The 20,465-nt window shown below is 72.5% G+C and carries 18 protein-coding genes and 3 tRNA genes; 15 read left to right on the forward strand and 6 right to left on the reverse strand.

Going from position 1 to position 20,465, the window contains the following annotated elements; translation table 11 throughout:
* Positions 1-29 precede the first annotated feature (29 nt).
* Complete coding sequence (locus tag P3X83_RS41505) at positions 30-1,085, reverse strand: radical SAM protein (RefSeq protein WP_277310940.1); 1,056 nt, start codon at positions 1,083-1,085, stop codon at positions 30-32.
* A gap of 219 nt (positions 1,086-1,304) precedes the next feature.
* On the opposite strand from P3X83_RS41505, the gene P3X83_RS41510 reads away from it, so the two are divergent.
* From P3X83_RS41510 to P3X83_RS41525, 4 genes are read left to right on the forward strand one after another with little or no spacing between them, the layout of a single operon-like run.
* Entirely contained in the window at positions 1,305-1,508 is a 204-nt protein-coding gene (locus P3X83_RS41510; protein ID WP_277310941.1) for an aroma-sacti cluster domain-containing protein, read from the forward strand.
* A gap of 34 nt (positions 1,509-1,542) precedes the next feature.
* The gene (locus tag P3X83_RS41515) at positions 1,543-4,665 is read left to right on the forward strand and encodes an adenylate/guanylate cyclase domain-containing protein (protein ID WP_277310942.1); all 3,123 of its coding nucleotides are present in this window, start codon (positions 1,543-1,545) and stop codon (positions 4,663-4,665) included.
* A complete protein-coding gene (locus P3X83_RS41520; RefSeq protein WP_277310943.1) occupies positions 4,662-5,483 on the forward strand; it encodes a S8 family serine peptidase in 822 nt (273 codons plus the stop codon). The genes P3X83_RS41515 and P3X83_RS41520 overlap by 4 nt, the downstream gene beginning before the upstream one ends.
* The gene (locus P3X83_RS41525) at positions 5,480-6,127 is read left to right on the forward strand and encodes a GAF domain-containing protein (protein WP_277310944.1); all 648 of its coding nucleotides are present in this window, start codon (positions 5,480-5,482) and stop codon (positions 6,125-6,127) included. The genes P3X83_RS41520 and P3X83_RS41525 overlap by 4 nt, the downstream gene beginning before the upstream one ends.
* Here the strand turns inward: P3X83_RS41525 and P3X83_RS41530 are convergent.
* Positions 6,111-7,988 carry an AfsR/SARP family transcriptional regulator gene (locus tag P3X83_RS41530; RefSeq protein ID WP_277310945.1) on the reverse strand — a complete coding sequence of 626 codons (1,878 nt, stop codon included), beginning with the start codon at positions 7,986-7,988 and terminating at the stop codon, positions 6,111-6,113. The genes P3X83_RS41525 and P3X83_RS41530 overlap by 17 nt on opposite strands.
* 367 nt (positions 7,989-8,355) lie before the next feature.
* On the opposite strand from P3X83_RS41530, the gene P3X83_RS41535 reads away from it, so the two are divergent.
* From P3X83_RS41535 to P3X83_RS41585, 11 genes are all read left to right on the forward strand, one after another.
* The gene (locus P3X83_RS41535; protein ID WP_277310946.1) at positions 8,356-9,297 is read left to right on the forward strand and encodes an ABC transporter ATP-binding protein; all 942 of its coding nucleotides are present in this window, start codon (positions 8,356-8,358) and stop codon (positions 9,295-9,297) included.
* A 1-nt stretch (position 9,298) separates the two neighbouring features.
* Entirely contained in the window at positions 9,299-10,111 is an 813-nt protein-coding gene (locus tag P3X83_RS41540; RefSeq protein WP_277310947.1) for an ABC transporter permease, read from the forward strand.
* Between the two features lie 40 nt (positions 10,112-10,151).
* Positions 10,152-11,315, forward strand: coding sequence for a YcaO-like family protein (locus P3X83_RS41545; RefSeq protein ID WP_277310948.1), 1,164 nt, complete (start codon positions 10,152-10,154; stop codon positions 11,313-11,315).
* Positions 11,315-12,634 carry a TfuA-like protein gene (locus P3X83_RS41550; protein WP_277310949.1) on the forward strand — a complete coding sequence of 440 codons (1,320 nt, stop codon included), beginning with the start codon at positions 11,315-11,317 and terminating at the stop codon, positions 12,632-12,634. Before P3X83_RS41545 ends, P3X83_RS41550 begins: the two co-directional genes overlap by 1 nt.
* Entirely contained in the window at positions 12,631-13,866 is a 1,236-nt protein-coding gene (locus tag P3X83_RS41555; RefSeq protein WP_277310950.1) for a cytochrome P450, read from the forward strand. The genes P3X83_RS41550 and P3X83_RS41555 overlap by 4 nt, the downstream gene beginning before the upstream one ends.
* Positions 13,867-14,045: 179 nt before the next feature.
* The gene (locus P3X83_RS41560) at positions 14,046-14,306 is read left to right on the forward strand and encodes a LuxR C-terminal-related transcriptional regulator (protein ID WP_277310951.1); all 261 of its coding nucleotides are present in this window, start codon (positions 14,046-14,048) and stop codon (positions 14,304-14,306) included.
* Positions 14,307-14,421: 115 nt separating this feature from the next.
* Entirely contained in the window at positions 14,422-14,691 is a 270-nt protein-coding gene (locus P3X83_RS41565) for a StsA-related sactipeptide RiPP (protein ID WP_277310952.1), read from the forward strand.
* A gap of 108 nt (positions 14,692-14,799) precedes the next feature.
* The gene (stsB, locus tag P3X83_RS41570) at positions 14,800-16,260 is read left to right on the forward strand and encodes a StsB family radical SAM/SPASM domain sactipeptide maturase (RefSeq protein WP_277310953.1); all 1,461 of its coding nucleotides are present in this window, start codon (positions 14,800-14,802) and stop codon (positions 16,258-16,260) included.
* A 13-nt stretch (positions 16,261-16,273) separates the two neighbouring features.
* Entirely contained in the window at positions 16,274-16,576 is a 303-nt protein-coding gene (locus tag P3X83_RS41575) for a PqqD family protein (RefSeq protein ID WP_277310954.1), read from the forward strand.
* A gap of 49 nt (positions 16,577-16,625) precedes the next feature.
* Positions 16,626-18,014, forward strand: coding sequence for an FAD-dependent monooxygenase (locus tag P3X83_RS41580; protein ID WP_277310955.1), 1,389 nt, complete (start codon positions 16,626-16,628; stop codon positions 18,012-18,014).
* Positions 18,004-19,848, forward strand: a complete 1,845-nt coding sequence (locus tag P3X83_RS41585; protein WP_277310956.1) for a S9 family peptidase — start codon at positions 18,004-18,006, stop codon at positions 19,846-19,848. The genes P3X83_RS41580 and P3X83_RS41585 overlap by 11 nt, the downstream gene beginning before the upstream one ends.
* A gap of 33 nt (positions 19,849-19,881) precedes the next feature.
* On the opposite strand, the gene P3X83_RS41590 is transcribed toward P3X83_RS41585, so the two are convergent.
* The 4 genes from P3X83_RS41590 to P3X83_RS41605 form a co-directional block, all read right to left on the reverse strand.
* Positions 19,882-20,139: a hypothetical protein gene (locus P3X83_RS41590; RefSeq protein WP_277310957.1), complete on the reverse strand. Its 258-nt coding sequence runs from the start codon at positions 20,137-20,139 to the stop codon at positions 19,882-19,884.
* Between the two features lie 78 nt (positions 20,140-20,217).
* Positions 20,218-20,292, reverse strand: a tRNA-Val gene (locus P3X83_RS41595).
* Positions 20,293-20,304: 12 nt separating this feature from the next.
* Positions 20,305-20,375, reverse strand: a tRNA-Cys gene (locus P3X83_RS41600).
* Between the two features lie 16 nt (positions 20,376-20,391).
* A tRNA-Gly gene (locus P3X83_RS41605) sits at positions 20,392-20,464 on the reverse strand.
* Position 20,465: the final 1 nt, after the last annotated feature.

Genomic DNA, 20,465 nt, shown 5'->3' on the forward strand with positions numbered 1-20,465 from the left:
CCCACTCCAGCCGCCGCCGCGCCACCACCTCAGGCATCGGGGTGGCCGAGGGTGGCGAGGGGGGCGTAGCGGGGGATGGCGTGGGGGCGGAGGAAGGCTGTGGCGCCTGCTTTCGCGCGGAGGTCGGCGACGGCGTGTTCGAGGGCGGCCGTGGTGGGGCGGGCGGCCTCTGCGGCGCCGGTGCTGGGGGGGAGGCGCAGGCAGGTGGCGCAGCAGTCGCCGGGGACGGCGTCGCCGCCGTGGCGGGTGGCGAGGTGGCATGGGCCGTACAGGCGGATCGCGCGCAGTGCGGGCGAGCCGAAGGTCCGCGTCCTGATGGCGGTCCAGTCGTCGCGGGCGGCGTCGCCCAGGCACAGGTGGGCGGGCGGGTGCTCGGCGTCCAGGGCGTGCTGGTTGCCGCAGGCGACCACCACGCCGTCGAACCGGACCACCGGCCACGCCGCGAGCGAGCACGGGTCCGCCGCCCCCGGCGGCTCCGGCACTGCCCGCGAGAGCGGGAGCCACTGCCGGGCGCGACCGGCCGGGGCGAGGCGGCCGACGAGCATCGGCACCCGGTCGTCGAACTCGCGCCGCACCTCGCCGGTGAGCTCCTCCAGATAGGGGTCCCCGTCGTGGGAGACGATCTGCAGGCTGACGTCCCGGCCCTCGGCGAGCAGCCGGTGCAGCACGCCGAAGACGGCGCGGCGCGGCACCTCCCGCTCGTGGAAGCGGTCCACGCTCACCGCCAGGTGGTCCACGGCCCGCACCGCCCGCCCGACCGCGGCCGGGATCCGCCCCCGCCGCGCGAAGAACAGCCCGGTGAGCAGGTAGGAGCGGGTCCCCACGGCCCTGGCCGTCTCCGCCAGCTCCACCACCAGGTCCGGCCGCAGCAGCGGCTCCCCGCCGGTGAACAGCGCGAACTCGGGGTGGTCTGAGGCGGTGAAGGTCCGCGCCAGCCGCAGGAACGGCTGCGGCGAGTGCTCGGGGGCGGTGGCCGTGGAGTCCGTCGAGCAGTGCAGGCAGCGCAGCGGGCAGCGCCTGGTGAGGGCGAACCAGACGCCCGCGGCGGGCACGGTGCGGCGTTCGAGCAGTTCGGCCAGGTGCACGTCGCCTCGCTTCGACGGGCCTCGTTCCGACCCCGCAAGCCTCGCCCGGAGCGGGATGGGATCGCCTTGCCCGGGGTTCGGATCCGGTATGCGCGCCGCGCCCATACGGCCCGGCGGATCACGTACCCGGGACCAACCGGATCCGTACCGCATTCCAACCGGCGAAGGGGAGATTCGTGATCGACGCACGGAAGGCACGGGTGAGAGGGAGGACGGGCCATGACAGCCGCACCTGACCCGAGGCTGGTGCTCGAAGCGTGCGGTCTCCGGCTCGCCGACCTCCCGCCCGAGCAGCAGGAGGTCCTCCTCGGCCTGTCGGCCGAGGAACTGGCCGTGCTGGTCGAGGTGAGACGCAGGCTCGACGAGTCCGGCCCCGAGGTGGTGGCCCACCAGCAGCGAACGGTCGGCGGGCTGCTGTTCTGAGCGGGACCGTCGCCGCACCGCTGGAAAGGACCGCATGAACTGTGCAGGCTGCCAGGCCGGCATCCCCGGTGACGCGCGCTACTGTCCCTTCTGCGGGGCGCCGGTCGATCCGGTACGCGGCGGCGACCAGGACACCCGGAAGATCGTCACAGTGCTGTTCTGCGACATGACCGACTCCACCGCGCTCAGCGAACGGCTGGACCCGGAGTCGCTCCGCGCCCTGATGCTGCGCTACTTCGAGCTGATGCGCGAACCCATCGAACACTACGGCGGGACGGTGGAGAAGTACATCGGCGACGCCGTCATGGCCGTCTTCGGCGTGCCCGTCGTGCACGAGGACGACCCGCGGCGGGCGATCCGGGCGGCGATCGACATGCGGGAGGCGCTGATCGGCTTCAACGAGGAGCTGACGCGGCTGCTCGGGGTCCGGATCGGGATCCGGGTCGGCATCAACACCGGGGAGGTCGTCACGCCGCGCGCGCCCGCCGGCCGCGACCAGGTGCTCGCCTCCGGGGAGGCGGTGAACATCGCCGCCCGGCTGGAGCAGCACGCCGCGCCGGGGGAGATCCTGCTCGGCCCGGACACCTTCCGGGGGTCCGGGGCGGGGCTGATCGCGGAACCGGTCGGCCCGCTGCCGCTGAAGGGCAGGTCACAGCCGCTGCCCGCCTACCGGCTTGTGGATCTGGACGTGAACGCGCCGACGCTGCCGCGCCGCGTGGACGGCCCGTTCGTGGGGAGAGATCCGCACTTGAACGATCTGCTCCGGTCGCTGGAACGGGCCGGGCGCGACCGGTGCGCGGTGCTGGTCAGCCTGTTCGGGGACGCGGGCGTCGGCAAGTCGCGGCTCGCGCAGGTCTTCGCCGCCGAGGCGGCCGGGCGCGGCGCGGTCGTCGGCGCCGGCCGGTGCCGTCAGTACGGCGGCGGCGGCACGCTGCTGGCCCTCGCCGACGCGCTGCACGGCGTGCTGGACCGGCCGCCCACCGAGGAGTGCGGGGGACCGGAGCCGGAGGACCTGGCCGAGCTGCGCTGCGGTCTGCTGTCCGACGGCACGCCCGGCGCCTCCATCGAGGAGACCTCCTGGGCGGTGTGCCGCCTGCTGGACGCGATGGGCCGCGACCGGACCGTGGTGCTCGTGCTGGACGACCTGCAGTGGGCCGGTCAGTCCCTGCTGGACACACTCGACCACGTCGCCGACTGGACCACCGCCGGCGCCGTCCTGCTGCTCTGCGTGGCCCGCCCGGACCTGCTGGAACGGCGCCCCGCGTGGGGCAGCGGCAAGCTGAACGCGATCTCGATGACGCTGCCGCCGCTGGCCGCCGACGAGTCCCGCCTGCTGGTGGACGCGCTCAGCGAGGTCACCCCGCACGCCACGGACACCCTGGAGAGGATCGTCACGCTGGCCGAGGGCAACCCGCTGTTCCTGGAACAGCTCGTGGCGATGCTGCACGACGGCGGGTCCGGCGACGCGCTGCCCCCCACCATCCAGGCCCTGGTCACGGCCCGCCTGGACGCCCTGGGACGGGTGGACCGCGAGGTGCTGGAGTTCGCCGCGACCGCGGCCATGCAGGGGCGGGAGTTCACCCGCGAGGCACTGGCCGCGCTGTGGGACGGCGAGCCCGCGGAGCTGTCCGACGCGCTGCGCGTGCTGACCCACCGCCGCCTGATCCGGCCGTGGACGCGCGGCGCGCGCGGCGAGGGCTACCGCTTCGCCGGGACGCTCATCCAGCAGGTCGCCTACGCGGGCATGCCCAAACGAGCGCGGGCCCGCTGCCACGAACGGCTGGCCCACCGCCTGGAGGGAGGGCCGGGCGGTGACCGGACCGATCCCGACCTAATGGCGGCCCACCTCGAACGGGCCTTCCGGCTGCTGGCCGACCTCGGCCCGCTGGACGGCCACGCCCGGCTGCTGCGCGAGCGCGCGGCGGTGGCCATGGGCGCGGCGGGCTCGGTGGCGCTGCGCCACGGCGACCTGCAGCGGGCCGTCGAACTGCTGGAACGGGCGCTGGCGCTGCACGCCCAGGACGATCCGGGGCGGCTGCGGGTCGCCCTGTCGCTGGTGGACGCCCGGCTGGCGGTGGGCGGCGTGGACACCGGCAGGGACCTGCTGCGGCAGGTGCTGGCCCAGGCGGAACAGTCGGGCGATCAGGCCGCCGCCGCGCACTGCCGGCTGCAGCTCGCCTACCTGGACACCTCGCTGCCCGGCTTCGAGTCGATCGCCGCGGTGGCCCGCGAGACGCTGCCGGTGTTCGAGGCTGCGGGCGACCCGCTGGGCCAGGCGCGCGGGTGGCTGCGCATCGGCCAGGCCCAGCAGGTGCGCGGGCGTTTCGGCGATGCGGTGGAACCGCTGGGGCAGGCCCTCGCGCACGCCAACCGGGCCGACGCGGAACTGGAACGGGCGACCGTGCTCGGCGCGCTGGCCGTGTCGCTGTGGCTGGGCCCGGTGCCCGCGCAGGACGGCATCGGGCAGTGCCGTGACCTGCTCGGCCGCTACGGCGAGGGACGGCGGGCCGTCCAGGCCACGCTGTCGTGCCCGCTCGCGGTGCTGCTGGCCGGGAGGCGGGAGTTCGATGAGGCGCGGGCGCTGATCGCCACCGCCCAGTCCGTCATCGACCGGCTGGGGCACGCGTTCGCCGCCGCCTCCGTGCTGGTCTTCGGCGCGGCCGTGGACGCCCTGGCGGGACGCCTGGAACCGGCGGAGGAGGCGCTGCGACGGGCGTCCCGGGCGTCCATCGAACTGGGCGACGTCCAGACCTACGTGGCGGCGTCGGGCGACCTGGCCCGGCTCATGCTGGCGCGCGGCCGGACGGAGGAGGCGCTGGAGCTGGTGCGGGCGGCCGAGGCCCGGCACAGCGACGTGATGCCGATGACACTGGCCGACCTGGCCGGGATCCGGGCCCGCGTGTACGCGAGCCGGGGCAGGTCCGACCGGGCGCAGCGGCTGATCCGCACCGCCCTGCGCAACGCGCGGCTGACCGACTCGATCACCTGCCGCGGCACCGCCCTGCTGGACAAGGCGCTGGTGCTGGCCGACCTGGACGACCCAGACGGAGCCCGCTCGGCCGCCACGGCCGCGCACCGGCACTTCGCCCGGAAGGGGCATCTCGTCGGGCAGGGGTGGGCGGAGGCCGTCCCCGGCGGGGCCGGAGGCGTCCGGTGAGCGCGCGGCCGGGGCTGAGCTGGAACCTGCTGGAGCACGGGCCGGGCGACATCGAGATCGAGACGGACTGGCCCGCGCACGTCACCCGTGACTGGGCCTGGGGCGGCGCGACCGGGCGCGGGGTGCGCGTGTGCGTCGTGGACAGCGGCGTGGAGCCCGGGCACCCGATGATCGGCCGGATCCACGGCAACCACGCCGTGCGGATGGGGATCGACGGAGAGGCCCGGGTCAGCAGGTGCCGGCCCCGCGACGGCTGCGGGCACGGCACCGCCTGCGCGAGCATCATCCGCTCGATCGCGCCCGAGTGCGAGCTGTACAGCGTGCGCGTGCTGGACCAGGGGTTCGGCGGAACCGGGCAGGCGCTGCTCGCCGGGCTGCGGTGGGCGGTCCGGCAGCGCTTCGACATCATCAACCTCAGCCTGTCCACGAACCGGGGCGGCCTGGCCGGCGAGCTGTACGCCCTGGCCGACGAGGCGTACTTCGCGGGCTGCCTGCTGGTGGCCTCGGCGCACAACCTGCCGGTGGAGAGCTTCCCGTGGCGGTTCGCTTCGGTCATCTCCGTCGGCAGCCACGGTGAGCGCGACCCCTCGCTCATCCTGTACAACCCGGCTCCGCCCGTGGAGTTCTTCGGGCACGGCGTCGATGTGGAGGTGGCCTGGCCCGGCGGCGGCAGCACCCGGTGCTCGGGCAACAGCTTCGCCGCCCCGCACGTCAGCGGGTACTGCGCGCTGATCAGGTCCGCCCATCCCCGCCTGACGCCGTTTCAGGTGAAGAGCCTGCTGTATCTGACCGCCGCTAACGTCAGAGGTGACGCATGAGTGACAGCGACCGGCTTCTCGCGGCCGTCGCGGCCGCCGTGGTGGACTCCGATCCGGAGGACCGCAGGCTCCTGCGGTCGGTGGTGGACGTGGCCCGCTCCATCTTCGGCGCCGCGGCCAGTTCGATCTTCCTGCTCGACGAGGTCAGCGGCGACCTCGTGTTCGAGGCGGTCTCAGGCGCGGGGGAGGAGTTCCTGGTCGGGCGGCGTTTCCCGGCCGACCAGGGCATCGCCGGGTGGGTCGTCGGCTGCCGCGAGCCGCTGATCGTGGAGGACCTGTCGCAGAGCGCGCACTTCGCCCGCGACTTCGCGCGGTCCACCGGATACGTCCCCTCCTCCCTGATGGCCGCCCCGCTGCTGGACGAGGACCGGGTCGTGGGCGTGCTGGAGGTCCTCGACCCCACCGTGCGGGTCGCGCCGCTCGGCGACATCGACCTGCTGTCGCTGTTCGGGCAGCAGGCCGCGATCGCGCTGCGCGTGGTGCAGCGCAGCCGGACGGCCGGCGTCATCCTCGCGCAGGAGGGCGCCGACCTGGCCGAACTGGTGGATCTCGTGCGGGCCTTCGGCGGGATCGACTCCGGCCGCCGCGAGGCCGGACTCGGTCTGCTGCGCTCGGTGCAGGCGCTGCTCAGCGCCGCGCCGTAGAGCGTCCGCGCTCGCCCGCGCGGGTGGCGGCCCACGCCACGGCGGGGTCCTCGCCCGCGCGTTCGCGGGCGTACGCCCACAGCAGCGAAGGCATCCGGTACGCGGTGGTCTCCCTCGCGTGCACCTCGGTGACCACGTGGGCCTGGATCAGGCCGTCCAGCGCGGTCTCGGCGTCGTCGAGGGAGCACGCCAGCGGCCCGGCGAGCGTGGGCAGGTCGAAGCGCGGGGAGGGCAGCGCGCCGATGCAGCGGAACAGCGCGCGCTCGGCCGGGGTCAGGTCGCGGTACAGCGACTCGACCCCGGTGCGCATGGTGAGGTCGCGCACGGACAGCTCGTCGAGCCGGTTGCCGGGGTCGGCGAGCCGGTCGGCGCAGCGCCGCAGCGGCAGGTGCCGCCGGGCGACCAGCTTGAGCCCGGCGATCCGGACGGCCCGCGGCAGCAGGTCGCAGGCCCGCACGATCTCCTCGGCGGCGTCCGGCTCGGCCCGCAGCCGCGCCTGCCCCGCCGTACGGCTGAGCAGTTCCAGTGCCTCGTCCAGGGAGAACGGCCCCAGCCCCAGGTAGCAGGCCGACTCCAGACCGAGCAGCCGGCGGCCGGTGACCACCACGGCGCTGCCGCCGATGCCGGGCAGCAGCGGTCGCACCTGCCGCTCGTCGGCGGCGTTGTCGAGCACCAGCAGCACGCGCCGGTTCGACAGCCAGGCCCGCAGCAGTCGTTCGCGGTCCAGTTGCCGCTCGCCCTCGGCGCCCCGGCCCAGCCCGAAGGTCCGCAGCAGCTCGCCGAGCACCTCGTCCGCCGCCCGGGGCCGGTCGTCCGGGCCGCGCATCTGCACCAGGAGCTGGCCGTCGGGGAACGCGGCCCGCAGCCGGTGCCCGGCGTGCACGGCCAGGACCGTCTTGCCGACGCCGGGCAGCCCGTGCAGCACCACGAGCCCACAGCGGGTGTCGCCGTCGCCGGTGAGGGCCGCGGTCAGTTTGTCCAAGGCCCGCCCGCGGCCGGTGAAGTCGGCCGTGTCACGCGGCAGGAGCGATCCGTGCGCGGTCACCGGGGCCATCGCGAGGTGGGCGGCGGCGGGTTCGGCCGGGGGCGTCGCGCCGAGCGAGGGGTCGTCGGCGAGGATCGACTGGTAGAGCCTGCGCAGCGCCGGGCTGGGGGCGAGGCCCAGCTCGCGGGCCAGGGTCTGGCGGATCTCGTCGAAGACGGCCAGCGCCTCGGCCTGCCGTCCGCACCGGTACAGCGCGATCATCTGCTGGCTGCGCAGCCGTTCGCGCAGCGGATGGACGCGCCCCAGCTCGTCGAGCTCGTCGAGCACGTCCGTCTCGTGCCCGAGGGCGAACTCGGCGTCGAACCAGTCCTCGTAGGTGGCCAGGCGGCGCCCTTCCAGCCGCCCCAGCTCGGCCTGGAGCCTCGGCCCGGCGCACAGGTCGGACAGCGCGGGACCGCGCCACAGGTCGAGCGCCTCGCGCAGCAGCGCGGAGGCGCGCACGGAGTCGCCTGATCTGAGGCTGAGGCGTCCGCTCCTGGTCAGGTCCTCGAACCGCAGGGCGTCGAGCTGCGCGGGTTCCAGGGTGATGCGGTAGCCGGGGGAGCGGAAGGCGATGAGCGAGCCGTGCGGGCCCGTGGACAGGATCTTGCGGAGCTGGCTGACGTACACCTGCAGGTTCTTCATCGCGGTGCGCGGGGGCGAGTCGGGCCACAGGGCGTCCAGCAGTTCCTGCATGGACACCACGCTGTTGGCCCGGCACAGGAGCATCGCCAGCAGGACCCGCTGTTTGAGAGGACCGAGATCCAGACCCCGATCGCCCGCCTGTGCCTCGAGCGACCCTAGAACGCCAAAAGTGATACGACCGAAATGGCTCATGCGTTCCCCTGGGAACGGTCCGTTATAGGCGCGTGTACTGATCCGCAGAGTTCGTGGTGGAGTGCCGACTCGATCATTATTCGGCGCGCTTACGTCGCCGTCTACGGCGCGACAGGAAATCTGTGTTACCGGTTTCCGAACGGGAGACGCGTGTTCGCGGCATTCCGGAACACACGTTTGTGGGGTTGTGCCACCCGCCCGCCGCCTGGTGATACTCCTTCTGTAACGCGCCCCCGACAATCGGGAAAGGTGGCGGCATGGCCCTTGATTTGAGGCTGTCTGAAATGGGAACGAGACCACCCTTATCGCTGGAGACCTCTATTCCGTCCCGCCGGTCGCGCCGGGGGGCGAGGTGAAGGGTGGGGCTGTGTCCGGCGACGTGGTGACCGCCGAGAGGCTGACCAAGCGTTACCGGCGCAGCGACAGAGCGGCGGTGGACGACATCTCCTTCGAGATCGCCCGCGGCGAGACCATCGGGCTGCTCGGCCCCAACGGCGCAGGCAAGACCACGCTGATCAAGATGATCTGCGGGGTCACCGCTCCCACCTCGGGCCGGGTCCGGGTCTTCGACGCCGATCCGGTCCGCGATCCGGTCGCCGCCAAGAGCGGCATCGGGGCTATGCACCAGACCGGACCTTTTGACATGATGCTCCCAGCGCTGGATAACCTGCGCATCGCTGCCAGGTTTCGCGGCCTGAGCTGGCAAGAGGCCCGGCCCTGGGCGATGGAGGTCGCCGAGTTCCTCGGCCTGAAGGACGCCCTGCCACAGCTCTGCTTCCAGCTCTCAGGCGGGCAGCGCCAGCGCCTTCAACTCGTCCGCGCGCTGATCACCATTCCCCGGCTGCTGATCCTGGACGAGCCGTCGGCGGGCCTGGACGTGGCCGGCCGCCACCAGGTCGAGGGGTTCGTGACCTGGCTGCGCGAGGAGCACGGCGTGACCGTGCTGTGGACCAGCCACCACATCGAGGAGCTGGAGCGCAACAGCCAGCGGGTCATGGTCATCGACCACGGCCGGGTGCTGCGCTTCGCCAAGCCGCGCGAGCTGGTCGAGGAGTTCGGCACCGCGCACCTGGTGATCACGGTGGACGACGCGGCGGCCGGCCGTACCGTGCTGGCCTGGGCGGAGTCGGCCGGGCTCACGGGGACGGCCGACGGCGCCGAGGTGCGCCTGCACGGCGCCGCGGCCAGGGACGTGCTGCCCGAGCTGTCCAGGCACTGCCAGGACCACGGGGTCGCGATCTCGGGCTTCTCGACCGCCAAGGACTCGCTGGAGACGGTCTTCCTGCGGATGACCGAGAACGAGGGGTGACATGGCCGCCAAGCTGACGTTCGCCGTCGCTCCGCCCACCGGCACCGCCAGGGCCGCCGACCTGTTCGCCGTGCTCTACCGGGAGTACGCGCTGCTCGCCCGCAACCGGGTCAACCTGGTCCTCAGCCTGACGCCGATGCTGGTGTACCTGCTGCTGGTCAACACCTCGCTGAGCAACCTGGTCGGGAACATCTCCTACAAGGGCGCCGACCTGCCGTTCGCGATCTTCCTGCTGCCCATGGTGCTGGCCATGTCGGTCGTCAGCGCGGCCGGTACGTCAGGGATGGCGCTGTTCCAGGAGGAGCTGAGCGGCGTGTCCACGCAGCTCTGGTCCTATCCGATGCGCAGGTCGCGGTTCCTGGCGGGCAAGCTGCTCGCCGGGGTGTCGCTGGTGCTCGGGCAGAGCCTGCTGGCGCTGGGCGTGGCTGTGCTGCTGTTCGACTTCCCGTTCGGCGCGGAGGGCTGGCTGGGCCTGCTGGCGGCTCTCACGCTGGCCAGCGTCGCCTTCAACGGCCTGTACCTGACCGCGGCGATCACGATCAAGGACTTCCAGACGTTCATGGTGCTGACGAACGTCTCGCTGCTCGTCCTGGTCTTCAGCGCCCCCTCGATGTACACCGTGGACCACATGCCCCTGGTGCTGCAGTGGGTGTCGGTGGTCAACCCGCTGACGTACGCGATCGACGGCATGCGCGACGCCGCCGTCTTCGGCTTCGCCGAGGCGTGGCCGGATCTGCTCGTGCTGGCCTGCGTCGCGGTCGTCGGCTACGGCGTGGCGGGCCGCGCCCTGCTGTACCGCGCCCGCGACATCTGACCCCGGCGGAAGTGCGATGACGACACACATGACGACAGATATGACGACACAGACCGAAGGATCATCCCTCTCCTGGATCGCCGCCGTCGGCGACCAGGGCAAGGTCCGGCTGCCCGGCACCGACCGGGCCGGCGACCCGGCGGCCACCCTGGAGATGGCCACCCGCGCGGCCCGGCACGCCGGCGTCACCAGGGTCGCGGACATCACCTGGCTCGACACCATCGGGATCCCGACGTATCAGGCGATCCGCCCCGCCTCGCAGACGCTCGCGGTGTCGCAGGGCAAGGGCATCACGCCGGAGCTGGCCAAACTGTCCGCGCTGATGGAGGCCGTCGAGCTCTGGCACGCCGAACAGCCGATGCCGGCGGACGTGACGGCGGCGCCCCGCGAGGTCGCCGCGGAACTGTCCTACGACGTCCGCGCCCTGACGCCCGCCACGCCCAGCGTGCTGCACGACGGGCTGCCGCTGGAGTGGGTGATGGCCAGGTCGCTGGCCGACGGCTCGGGCACGCTCGTCCCGAAGGACACGGTGGGCCTGTCGCTGGCGCGCAGGACGGGCTGGAACCCCCCGGTGTTCTTCGCCTCCTCCAACGGCCTGGCCAGCGGAAACACACTGATCGAAAGCGTGCTGCACGCGCTGTACGAGGTCATCGAGCGCGACGCCATGACGGCCGCGCTCGGCACCGGCGAGATGGGCGAGCGCGCCGATCCCCGCACGCTCGGGTCGGCGGTGGTAGCGGAGCTGTGCGACCTGATCGAGCGGGCCGGGGTCCGCCTGGAGGTCAGGTCCGTGCCCTCGCCGACCGGCCTGCCGTGCTTCCTGGCCCGGATCACCTGTGATGATTACCCGCCCGCGTTCACCGGGTTCGGCTGCCACCTCAGCTCGGAGATCGCGCTGACCCGGGCCGTCACCGAGGCGGCGCAGACCCGGCTGGGCTACATCGCCGGTTCGCGGGACGACCTGTGGGCCGACTTCAACGGCGACCCCGCGCCAGGTCCCCGCCCGCCGTCCGAGCCCGGGGCGGCCATCGTCCCGCTCGCCGCCCACCAGAGCCTGCTCGACGACCTTGAGGACGTGGTCGGGCGCGCCTCGCGCGCGTTCTCGCACGCGCCCCTCGTGGTCGACCTGACCCACGAGGCCGTCGGGGTCCCGGTCGTCAGGGTGCTGGCGCCGGGCAGCCGCGTCCGCCCGGAGGTGCTGTAGTGAGGACCGTCGTCTATGCCGGACCGACGATCACTCCCCCCGAGATCCGCGCCGTGGTGCCGGAGGCGGAGGTGCGTCCCCCGGTGTCCAGGGGCGACCTGCTGCGGGAGGACTGGAACCCCGGCGATACCGCCGTCGTCATCGACGGCTACTACCGCGAGCGGCTGTCGGTCGGGCACAAGGAGATCATCTGGCTGCTCGGCGAGGGGGTGGACGTCATCGGCGCGGCCAGCATGGGCGCGCTGCGGGCGGCCGAGCTCGGCCCCTACGGCATGCGCGGCGTCGGATCGGTGTACCGCATGTACGCGACCGGCGAGGTGGACGGCGACGACGAGGTGGCCATCCTGCACGGCCCCGCCGCCATGGGCTACCCCGCCGGAACGGTGGCGATGGTCAACATCCGCCATGGCTGCCGGGAGGGCGCCAGGGCCGGTCTCGTCCCCGAGGCGGCCGGCGAGCGCATCGTGCGGGCCGCCAAGGCCCGGCCGTTCTCCCACCGCACCTGGCCGGAGCTGGCGCGGGCCCTGGACGGCGACGTCCGGGACTGCCTGGCGACGCTGGAACGGATGATCGGCGCGGGCGTCTGGGACCTCAAACGGCTCGACGCGCTGGCCGCGCTGGACGCCGTGGGCGACCGTGTCGATCGTGTCGATCGTGTCGACCGGGAGCCCGGCAGGACGCCCTCTGCGCTGACCGGGATCACCCACCAGGAGCTGCTGAAGTGGCGCTCTACCCGGGAGTACGCCCCGGGCCGGTGGATGTCGGCGCTCGACGTGCTGAACGCGGCCAGGCTGTTCGGCCGCGACTATCCATCGGTGCACGAGGAGGTCCTGAGCGGCCTGCTGCGGGAGAGCGCCGAGGAGCTGAGTCTCACCCCGGAGGCGTACGCCCGCGCCAGTCTCGGCGTGCCGTCGGGCGCCGCGCTGCCGAGCGCCCTGTCGTTCTGGCTCACCGAGGCGGAGGCGGCGGAGTCGCCCGTCGCCGAGCGGCTCCGGCCGGTCATGGTGCGGGTGTGGCCGGTATGGCAGTCGGCGGACTGGCGGCCCGCGGTGATCGAGCGGCTGCGCGACTCGCCGGACTGGCAGGAGTGGTCGGACCTCGTCGTCCGCGCCGACGAGGCCACCGACCAGGCACGCGGACGGCTGGTCGTGCCGCCGCCGGAGATCTGCGCGCGGCTGTTCCTGCGGCACTGGCGGCGCGACGGCTCGTCGGCGGAGGTGGAGATGGCGCGCCGGGGCTTCTTCGGCCTGGAGGAGCTGGGCCGCGCCGTCGGCCGGTTCTTCGCCCTGGACGTGCGCAACGGCCGCGGTCCCCGGTGACCGCGAGCGCGCGGGAGCGGTCGTTCGATCCGGCCGCCCCGGAGCACGTAGCCGACCCGCATCCCCTGTTCCACCGGATGCGCGAGGAGGCGCCGGTCCACCGCCAGGTGGGCCGGGCCACCGGCCGGGCGTTCTGGTACCTCACCAGGTACCCGGACGTGCAGCGCGCGCTGCTCGACCCGGACGTGGGGCGTCAGCTCGACCGGCTGCCAGCGGACCTCGCCGCGCCGCACCGCCGGTGGGAGATCGACGCGCTGGCGATGGTGCGGCGGAACGTGTTCCATCTCGACCCTCCCGATCACACCAGGCTGCGGCGGCTGATCGCGCCCGCGTTCGGCGCCAGGACCGTGGCGTCGCTGGAACGGCGGGTCGAGCACGTCGTCGGGGGACTCCTCGACTGCATGGCAGCCAGGGCGGCGGCCGGGGCCGAGGTGGACGTGATCGAGGAGCTGGCCCTGCCGCTGCCCATTCTGGTCATGGCCGAGCTGTTCGGCTTCCCCGTGGAGGACCGCGCCCGGTTCCGCGCCTGGAGCGACGAGATGCTGGCGGGCCGGAACGGCGTGCGCACGCTCCGCGCCGGGATGAGGTTCGTCGAATACATCAGCGAGAAGATCGACGAGCGGCACGCCCGGCCGGAAGCCGGCGACGACCTGTTGTCCCGGCTCGTGGAGGAGGAGCGCGACGGCGGGATCAGCCGCGAGGAGCTGGTGTCCAGCGTCTTCCAGCTGATGTTCGCCGGTGACGAGACGACGGTGAACCTGATCGGCATCGGGGTGCTGGAGCTGCTGCGGCATCCGGACCAGCTCGCCCGGCTGCGGGAGCGGCCACGGCTGATCGGCCCTGCGGTGGAGGAGACGCTGCGGTTCAACGGCCCCGTCGGGCACGCCAGGCCGCTGTACGCGCTCTCCGACGTGCGTGTCGGCGAGGCGGTGATCCCGCGCGGCGAGATCGTGCTGCCGGTGCTGCTCGCCGCCAACCGCGATCCGGCGGTGTTTCCCCGGCCGGACGTGTTCGACATCGGCCGCGACCCGAACCGGCATCTGGGGTTCGGCCACGGAATTCACTTCTGTCTCGGCGCGGCGCTGGCGCGGGTTCAGGCGAGAACCGCGATCGGGTCATTGGTCAATCGGTTTCCGGAAATGTCGCTGGCGGTTGATCCGGCGGACCTGGAATGGACATCGGACCTGTTCCTGCGCGGAGTGCGCCGCCTGCCGCTGCTGATCCCGCGGTGACGTCGGCCGCGCACCCGGGAGGCGGAGGAGAGCGCACACCAACCGCGCACATGGTTGGGCTATACCGTTGGTTAACCGCCTGCTTCTAGCGTCCGGAATGAGGCGCTTCCAGCAGGAGTGTCTCCGGTCAAGGCGATTCGACCCGGAGCTTGCTTATGAATCATGCTTCCGACGGCCTGATGAACGAACGGGACAGGCTGTTGATCGTCATGCTGGCCAGGGGGTACACGACCACGAGAATCGCACGGGAGATGCGCCTCAGCAGGTATACCGTCGCCGAGCGAATAAGCAAACTGCTCGACCGGTTCGCCTGCAGTAATCGCAGCCAGCTCGTGGCCTACGGCTATGCTCATGAGTTTCTGCACGTCGGTACGTGGCCGCCGTGCGCCGCCGCTCCGCTCGGCGCGGAATCCGGCGCGACTTGGTCGCGCAGTTCCTAGATTCCAGCTGAATGCGCTTCAAGGAAATGCCCACATTTATGGGGTTGTGTCACCCGGAGGGGGCCGGGTGATACTCATTTCGAAACGCACCCCCCACGAATGGAAAGGTGGAGGAATGGCCTTCGACCCGAAGCAAGCCCTGCGTGAGGCCGGAGTTCTGGGCGGCTCGATTCCCGAGGACCTCGGCGCCGCTTTCGCCTCCCTGAGCAAAGAAGAGACCGACCTGCTCATCTCGCTCAAGAACCGGATCCCGGCGGTTCTCCCTGAGGTGCTGGCGCACTCGCAGTCCGGCGGCCAGTGGGACAAGCCCGAGGCGGCGCAGCACGGCTTCGAGGCCGCCATGCTCTGCATGTGCGGTGTCTGGTCCGGCTCTGGACAGAACTAGTCCCGACGGTTCGCGTGCGCGGTCCCGGCGGTCCCGTTCCCGCAGCCATCCGGCCGCCGGAACGGGCCCGGGGCCGCGCACGCGGCCAGGGGCGGGAAGGGAGACGGGATGACCGGGAAACTGGCCCGGAACCACGCGTTGTTCGACGTGCCGAAGGACCTCACCTATTTCGTGCACGGAACCGACCACCTGGTCGTCAACCCGGAATCGGGCGGCCGGTGCGTGCTCGACCCGAGAGAGTTCGCCGTCCTCTCGGCCCTGGCCGGTCCCCGGCCCGAGGGGGAGCCCCCCGCCCTGGACGCCGGCCAGGAGACCGAACGGACCCTCGCCAAGCTCATCCTGAGCTGGGTCGTCTACTACAACGGGAACCGGCCGGAGATCAAGACGGGGGAGGCGCCGCTGCGCACGGCGTACTACGCCATCACCGACGGCTGCAACCTGCGCTGCCCCTACTGCTACGCGTCCTCGGAGAAGTGCCTGCCGGGCGAGCTGAACACCGCCGAGTCGCTCGACCTGGTCTCCCAGATCGCCGCCTTCGGCGCGGAGCTGCTCGTCTTCACCGGCGGCGAGCCGATGCTGCGCAAGGACCTGTTCCAGATCGTCGAGCACGCCAAGCGCAGCGGCCTGCGGGCCAACATCATCACCAACGCCACCATGATCAGGACCCCGGAGACGGCCCAGCGGTTCGCCGAGCTGTTCGACGCCGTCACGATCAGCGTGGACGGCGGGACCGCCGAGACCCACGACCGCACCCGTGGCGCCGGCTCCTTCGCCCGGACCCACCGCGCGATGCGCCTGCTCAATGAAGCCGGCGTGGTGCCGAGGATCAACCACATCGTCACCTCGGACAACGTCGAGGAACTGGAGGGCTTCGCGACCTTCATGGAGGGTCTGGAGGTCGACAGCATCCGGCTGATGTACCACAACAAGCTGGGCCGGGGCAGCGACGACGGATACGACTTCGGCTGGGCGGACCACCTGCGGATCCAGCAGCTCGCCTGGACCTCGCCGGTGGCCGGCAAGCTTCGCCCGGACGGCCCCAGGACCGTCAAGCCGTGCTCGGTCAAGGGCAACTGCGGCATGGGCGGCAACGAGATCTACGTCAACTCGCTGGGCGACGTCTACCCCTGCAAGCTCATCACCGGGCAGGCGGCGTTCGCCGGCAACGTACGGCGGCAGCCGCTCTCCGAGATCTTCGCCGGGCCGGTGCTCGGCGTCATGCGCAGGAGCACCGTTTTCGGCGGCGAGTACCACGAGGACTGCGCCAAGTGCTACATCAAGACGTCCTGCGGCGGCGGCTGCCGGGCCGCGCACATGGCCGAGTCCGGCGACCCGCGCCGCAACAGCCGCCACCTGTGCCGGATCCTGCGGCACGGCGTGGTCACCCAGTTGTGGCAGGAGACCGGAGTCACCCGGGCCGAACTCGCCGCGAACGACCTCGCGATGACCACGCCCCGGCTGGTCGCGAACGGTGACCAGCACCCCGTCTACGACGACTGGACACGCGAGGTGCCGCCGTCCCGCCGGGTCATCCGGGTCGGGGAGCCGCTGTCCATCACGCCGGTTTAGAGGAGGCCCAAGCGTGTCGCTCCGGATTAGTGACGCCGTGGTATGGCAGGAGACCGCCGACGGCATCTCGCTGTACCACACCGAGACCGGGGACTTCCGGACTCTCAACGAGACGGGTTCGCGGATCTGGATGCTCGTGGCGAGCGATGGTGAGCGGGAACCGGTCGGGACCAAGCTGTCCCACGAGTTCGCCGGAACCCACACCGGGATGCTGAGGCGCATCCTGACGGACGTGGACGAGTTCATCGGCTCCATGGTCGAGAACGGGTTCATCGAGGAGAGCGCGCAGGAGATCGCCGAGGAGGCCCGCGCGTGAGGCGTCCGGACGCGGCGCCGCCGCGCGCCGCCGTCCGGCCGGTGCCGCGATGACCACGGCGGTCGTGCTCGGCGGGGGATTCGCGGGCGTGCTGGCGGCCACCGTGCTGGCCAGGCACGCCGGCCGCGTCGTGGTGGTCGAGGACGATCACTACCCCGCCACGCCCGCTCCCCGGCGCGGGCTGCCCCAGGCCCACCACAGCCACGTGCTCGTCGCCGGTGGCGCCGCCGCCCTGGAGACGCTGCTGCCCGGCACCCTCGCGGCGCTCTACGCGCGCGGCGCGCACCGGCGCGGCCTGTCCGGCGACACGCTGATCCTCACCGCGCAGGGCTGGTACCGGCGCTGCGAGACCGAGGCGTACCTCATCTCGTGCGGCCGGGGCCTGCTCGACCAGGTGGTGCGAAGGAGGGCGCTGGACGGCGGCGCCGTCCCGGTGCGGGAGGGCACGCGAGCCGTCGGCCTCACCGGCGACGCCTCCGGGGTCACCGGGGTCCGCGTCCGGCGCGGAACCACCGAGGAGACGATCCCGGCCGGCCTGGTCGTCGACGCGACCGGACGGCGCTCGCAGGGGCCGCGCTGGCTGGCCGAACTCGGCGCCGCACCCCCCGAGGAGGCGCGCGTGGACTCGGGCCTGGCCTACGCCACGCGCCTGTACCGCGCGCCCGCCCGCCTCGCCGCCGCGATCCCGGCCGTCATGCTGCATCCCGGCCCGGACGGCGAGCGCCCCGGCGCGGGAGCGACCCTGTTCCCGATCGAGGACGACCACTGGATCGTCACCCTGACCGGCACGCGCGGAAGCGAGCCGCCGACCGATGAGCCCGGCTTCACCCGCTTCGCGCGCTCGCTGCGCGACCCGATCATCGCCGACCTGATGGCCGAGGCCGAACCGGCCGGACCCATCCGCGCCTACCGCGACACCGCCAACAGGAGACGGTTCTTCGAACGAACCCCGCCGCTGCCCGGCTTCCTCGCGATCGGCGACGCGGTCGTCGCGGTCAACCCCGTCCACTCGCACGGCATGTCGGTGGCGGCGCTGAGCGCGCTCCGGCTCGACGCGGAGCTGACCCGGCACGGCCCCGCCGCCCTCCCCGGGCTGCAGGCCGCCATGGCCGAGGAGGCCGGGCGGTCCTGGCGGATGGCGACGGAGAACGACGGCCTGCGCCCGGAGCGGGCGGAGCGGATGACCGCGTTCGAGCGCGCCGTCCGGGCCCGGATCACGCAGGCGGCGCTGACCAGCCCGGACCTCGCCGCCGAGATCTTCCGGGCGCACACCCTGATCCCCGCCGCCCCGGGCTCGCCGCGCGCGCTACCGGGGAAGCCGGAGTCCCCGCTCACGGCCGAGCGGGCGATCACGCAGTACCCGGGGTTGTCCGGCTGGTGGAACGCCCGGCGCGATTCGCGCGAGCTCCGTCTGGTGGGAGAGCGTCATGATCTCTGAGACCGTCACGTACATCCCCCGTGACGTGCTGTTCGGCAACCCGGCCTACGCCGCGCCCGGGCTCTCGCCCGACGGCACGCGCCTGCGCTTCCTCGCCCCCGACGAAGGCGTGGTCAACGTGTGGGTGGGACCGGCGGACGCGCCGGAGCGGGCCACGGCCGTCACGCGCGACCGCGGGCGCGGCATCCGCTCCTGCGGGTTCTGCCACGACGACCGCACCCTGTTCTACCTGCGCGACCGGGACGGCGACGAGAGCTGGCGGCTCTACCTGGTGGACCTGGAGACCGGCGCCGAGCGCTGCGTGACGCCGTTCGACGGCGTGCAGACGCGCGTGCTCGCGCACAACCGGTGGCACCCCGGCGTCATGCTGCTCGGCCTGAACCTGGACCGGCGCGACCTGCACGACGTCTACCGGCTGGACATCGCCACCGGCGAACTGACCAAGGTCGCGACCAACCCCGGCTACCTGACCTGGGAGATCGACAACGACCTGCGGATACGCGGCGGCACCGCGCTGAACCCCGAGGGCGGCTCCACCATCCACCTGGCCCCGCCCGGCGCGGACGAGCCCGCCCCCTGGCAGGACGTCCCCCGCGAGGACGCCATGGGCACCCACATCGCGGGCTACTCCCGCGACGGCGCGACCTGCTACCTGCTCTCCTCGGTCGGCGCCAACACCACCCGCCTCCACCAGGTGGACACCGTCACCGGTCACCGGACCCTCCTCGCCGCCGACCCGACCTACGACGTAAAAAGGGTGGAACTCGACCCCCTCACCCGCGCGCCGCAGGCCGTCGTGTTCGGCAAGGACCGCGACGAGCGGGTGTTCCTCGACCACGCTCACGCCGCCCGCCTGACCCGCCTGCGCGCCGAACTCGCCCGCCTCGGCGTGGACGGCGAGCTCTCCATCGACCGCACCGAGCGCGCCGACCGCCACTGGACGGTCACCGTGGTCGCCTCCGACCACCCGGTGCAGTTCTACGTCTTCGACACCGAGGCCGGCACCCTGCGGCTGCTGTTCACCCACCAGCCCGGCCTGGCCCGCTACCGGCTGGCCGTCATGGAACCCTTCGTCTTCACCGCCCGCGACGGCGTGGAGGTGCACGGCTACGTCACCTGGCCGCCCGGCACCGCACGGCGCGGCCTGCCCGCCGTGCTGAACGTGCACGGCGGCCCGTGGGCGCGCAACTCCTGGGGCTTCGACGAGGAGGCCCAGTGGCTGGCCAACCGGGGCTACGCGTGCGTCCAGGTCAACTTCCGCGGCTCGGTCGGCTACGGCAAGGAGTTCCACAACCTGGGCGCCAAGGAGTGGGGCAGGGCCATGCACCACGACCTGCTCGACGCGGTCGAGCACCTGGCCGCGGACGGAACCGTGGACGCCTCCCGGGTCGCCATCATGGGCTGCTCCTACGGCGGCTACGCCGCGCTCGCCGGCGCCGCCTTCACCCCCAAGGCGTTCAGGTGCGCCGTCGACCTGTGCGGCCCGTCGAACCTGCTCACCCTCCTCAAGGGCGGCCCGGCCTACCTGCGCCCGCTCCTCGCCTTCATGCACGCCAACGTCGGCGACCCCGACACCGACCACGACATGCTCTGGGAGCGCTCACCGCTGTCCCGCGTCGCCGACATCGCCATCCCCGTCCTGGTCGCCCAGGGCGCCAACGACGTCCGCGTCCCCCGAGAGGAGGCCGAACAGATCGTCGCGGCCCTGCGCGCCAACGGCCTGCCGTACGAATACCTCCTCTTCCCCAACGAGGGCCACGGCCTCGCCCGCCCGGAGAACCGCGAGACCTACTACGCCACCGTCGAACGCTTCCTCACCGCCCACCTGGCCTGACCCCGCCGATTCCCGCTTCGAGGACGCGGTAGTTCACGGGCGGGATCGGGCCGCTGGAGGTGATCGGCGCGAGGCCGGCGGCGGCCAGCAGGTCGCGGAACTCCGCCTCGGTCCCAGCCCGGCGGGCAGGTCGTACAGGACGCCGCGCGCCCGCGGCGCGGCCCGCAGGAGGTCGGCGATCACCGGGTAACGGGCGAAGTCGTGGGCGCGGAAGATCCCGGGGGCCATCTCGCGGGTGTGCTGGGACATGGTCCGGTTGAAGGCGGCGGCCTGGCGATCAGGAGATTTCATTGAGTGGAGAAAAAGCCGGTCCGGCGGCACTGCTCCCGCTTCTTCGAGTATTAAGGAGATTTCCGGCCGGGGGTGTGATGGTGGGCGATACTGGGATTGAACCAGTGGCCTCTACCGTGTCAAGGTAGCGCTCTCCCACTGAGCTAATCGCCCGGGCTTACATCGAGGTGGAGACGGGATTTGAACCCGTGTACGCGGCTTTGCAGGCCGCTGCCTCGCCTCTCGGCCACTCCACCGGGCAAGGCCCTTCCGAGCGGACGACGGGATTCGAACCCGCGACCCTCACCTTGGCAAGGTGATGCTCTACCAGCTGAGCCACGTCCGCG

The sequence above is a fragment of the Spongiactinospora sp. TRM90649 genome, from assembly GCF_029382225.1.
Lineage (GTDB): Bacteria > Actinomycetota > Actinomycetes > Streptosporangiales > Streptosporangiaceae > Spongiactinospora.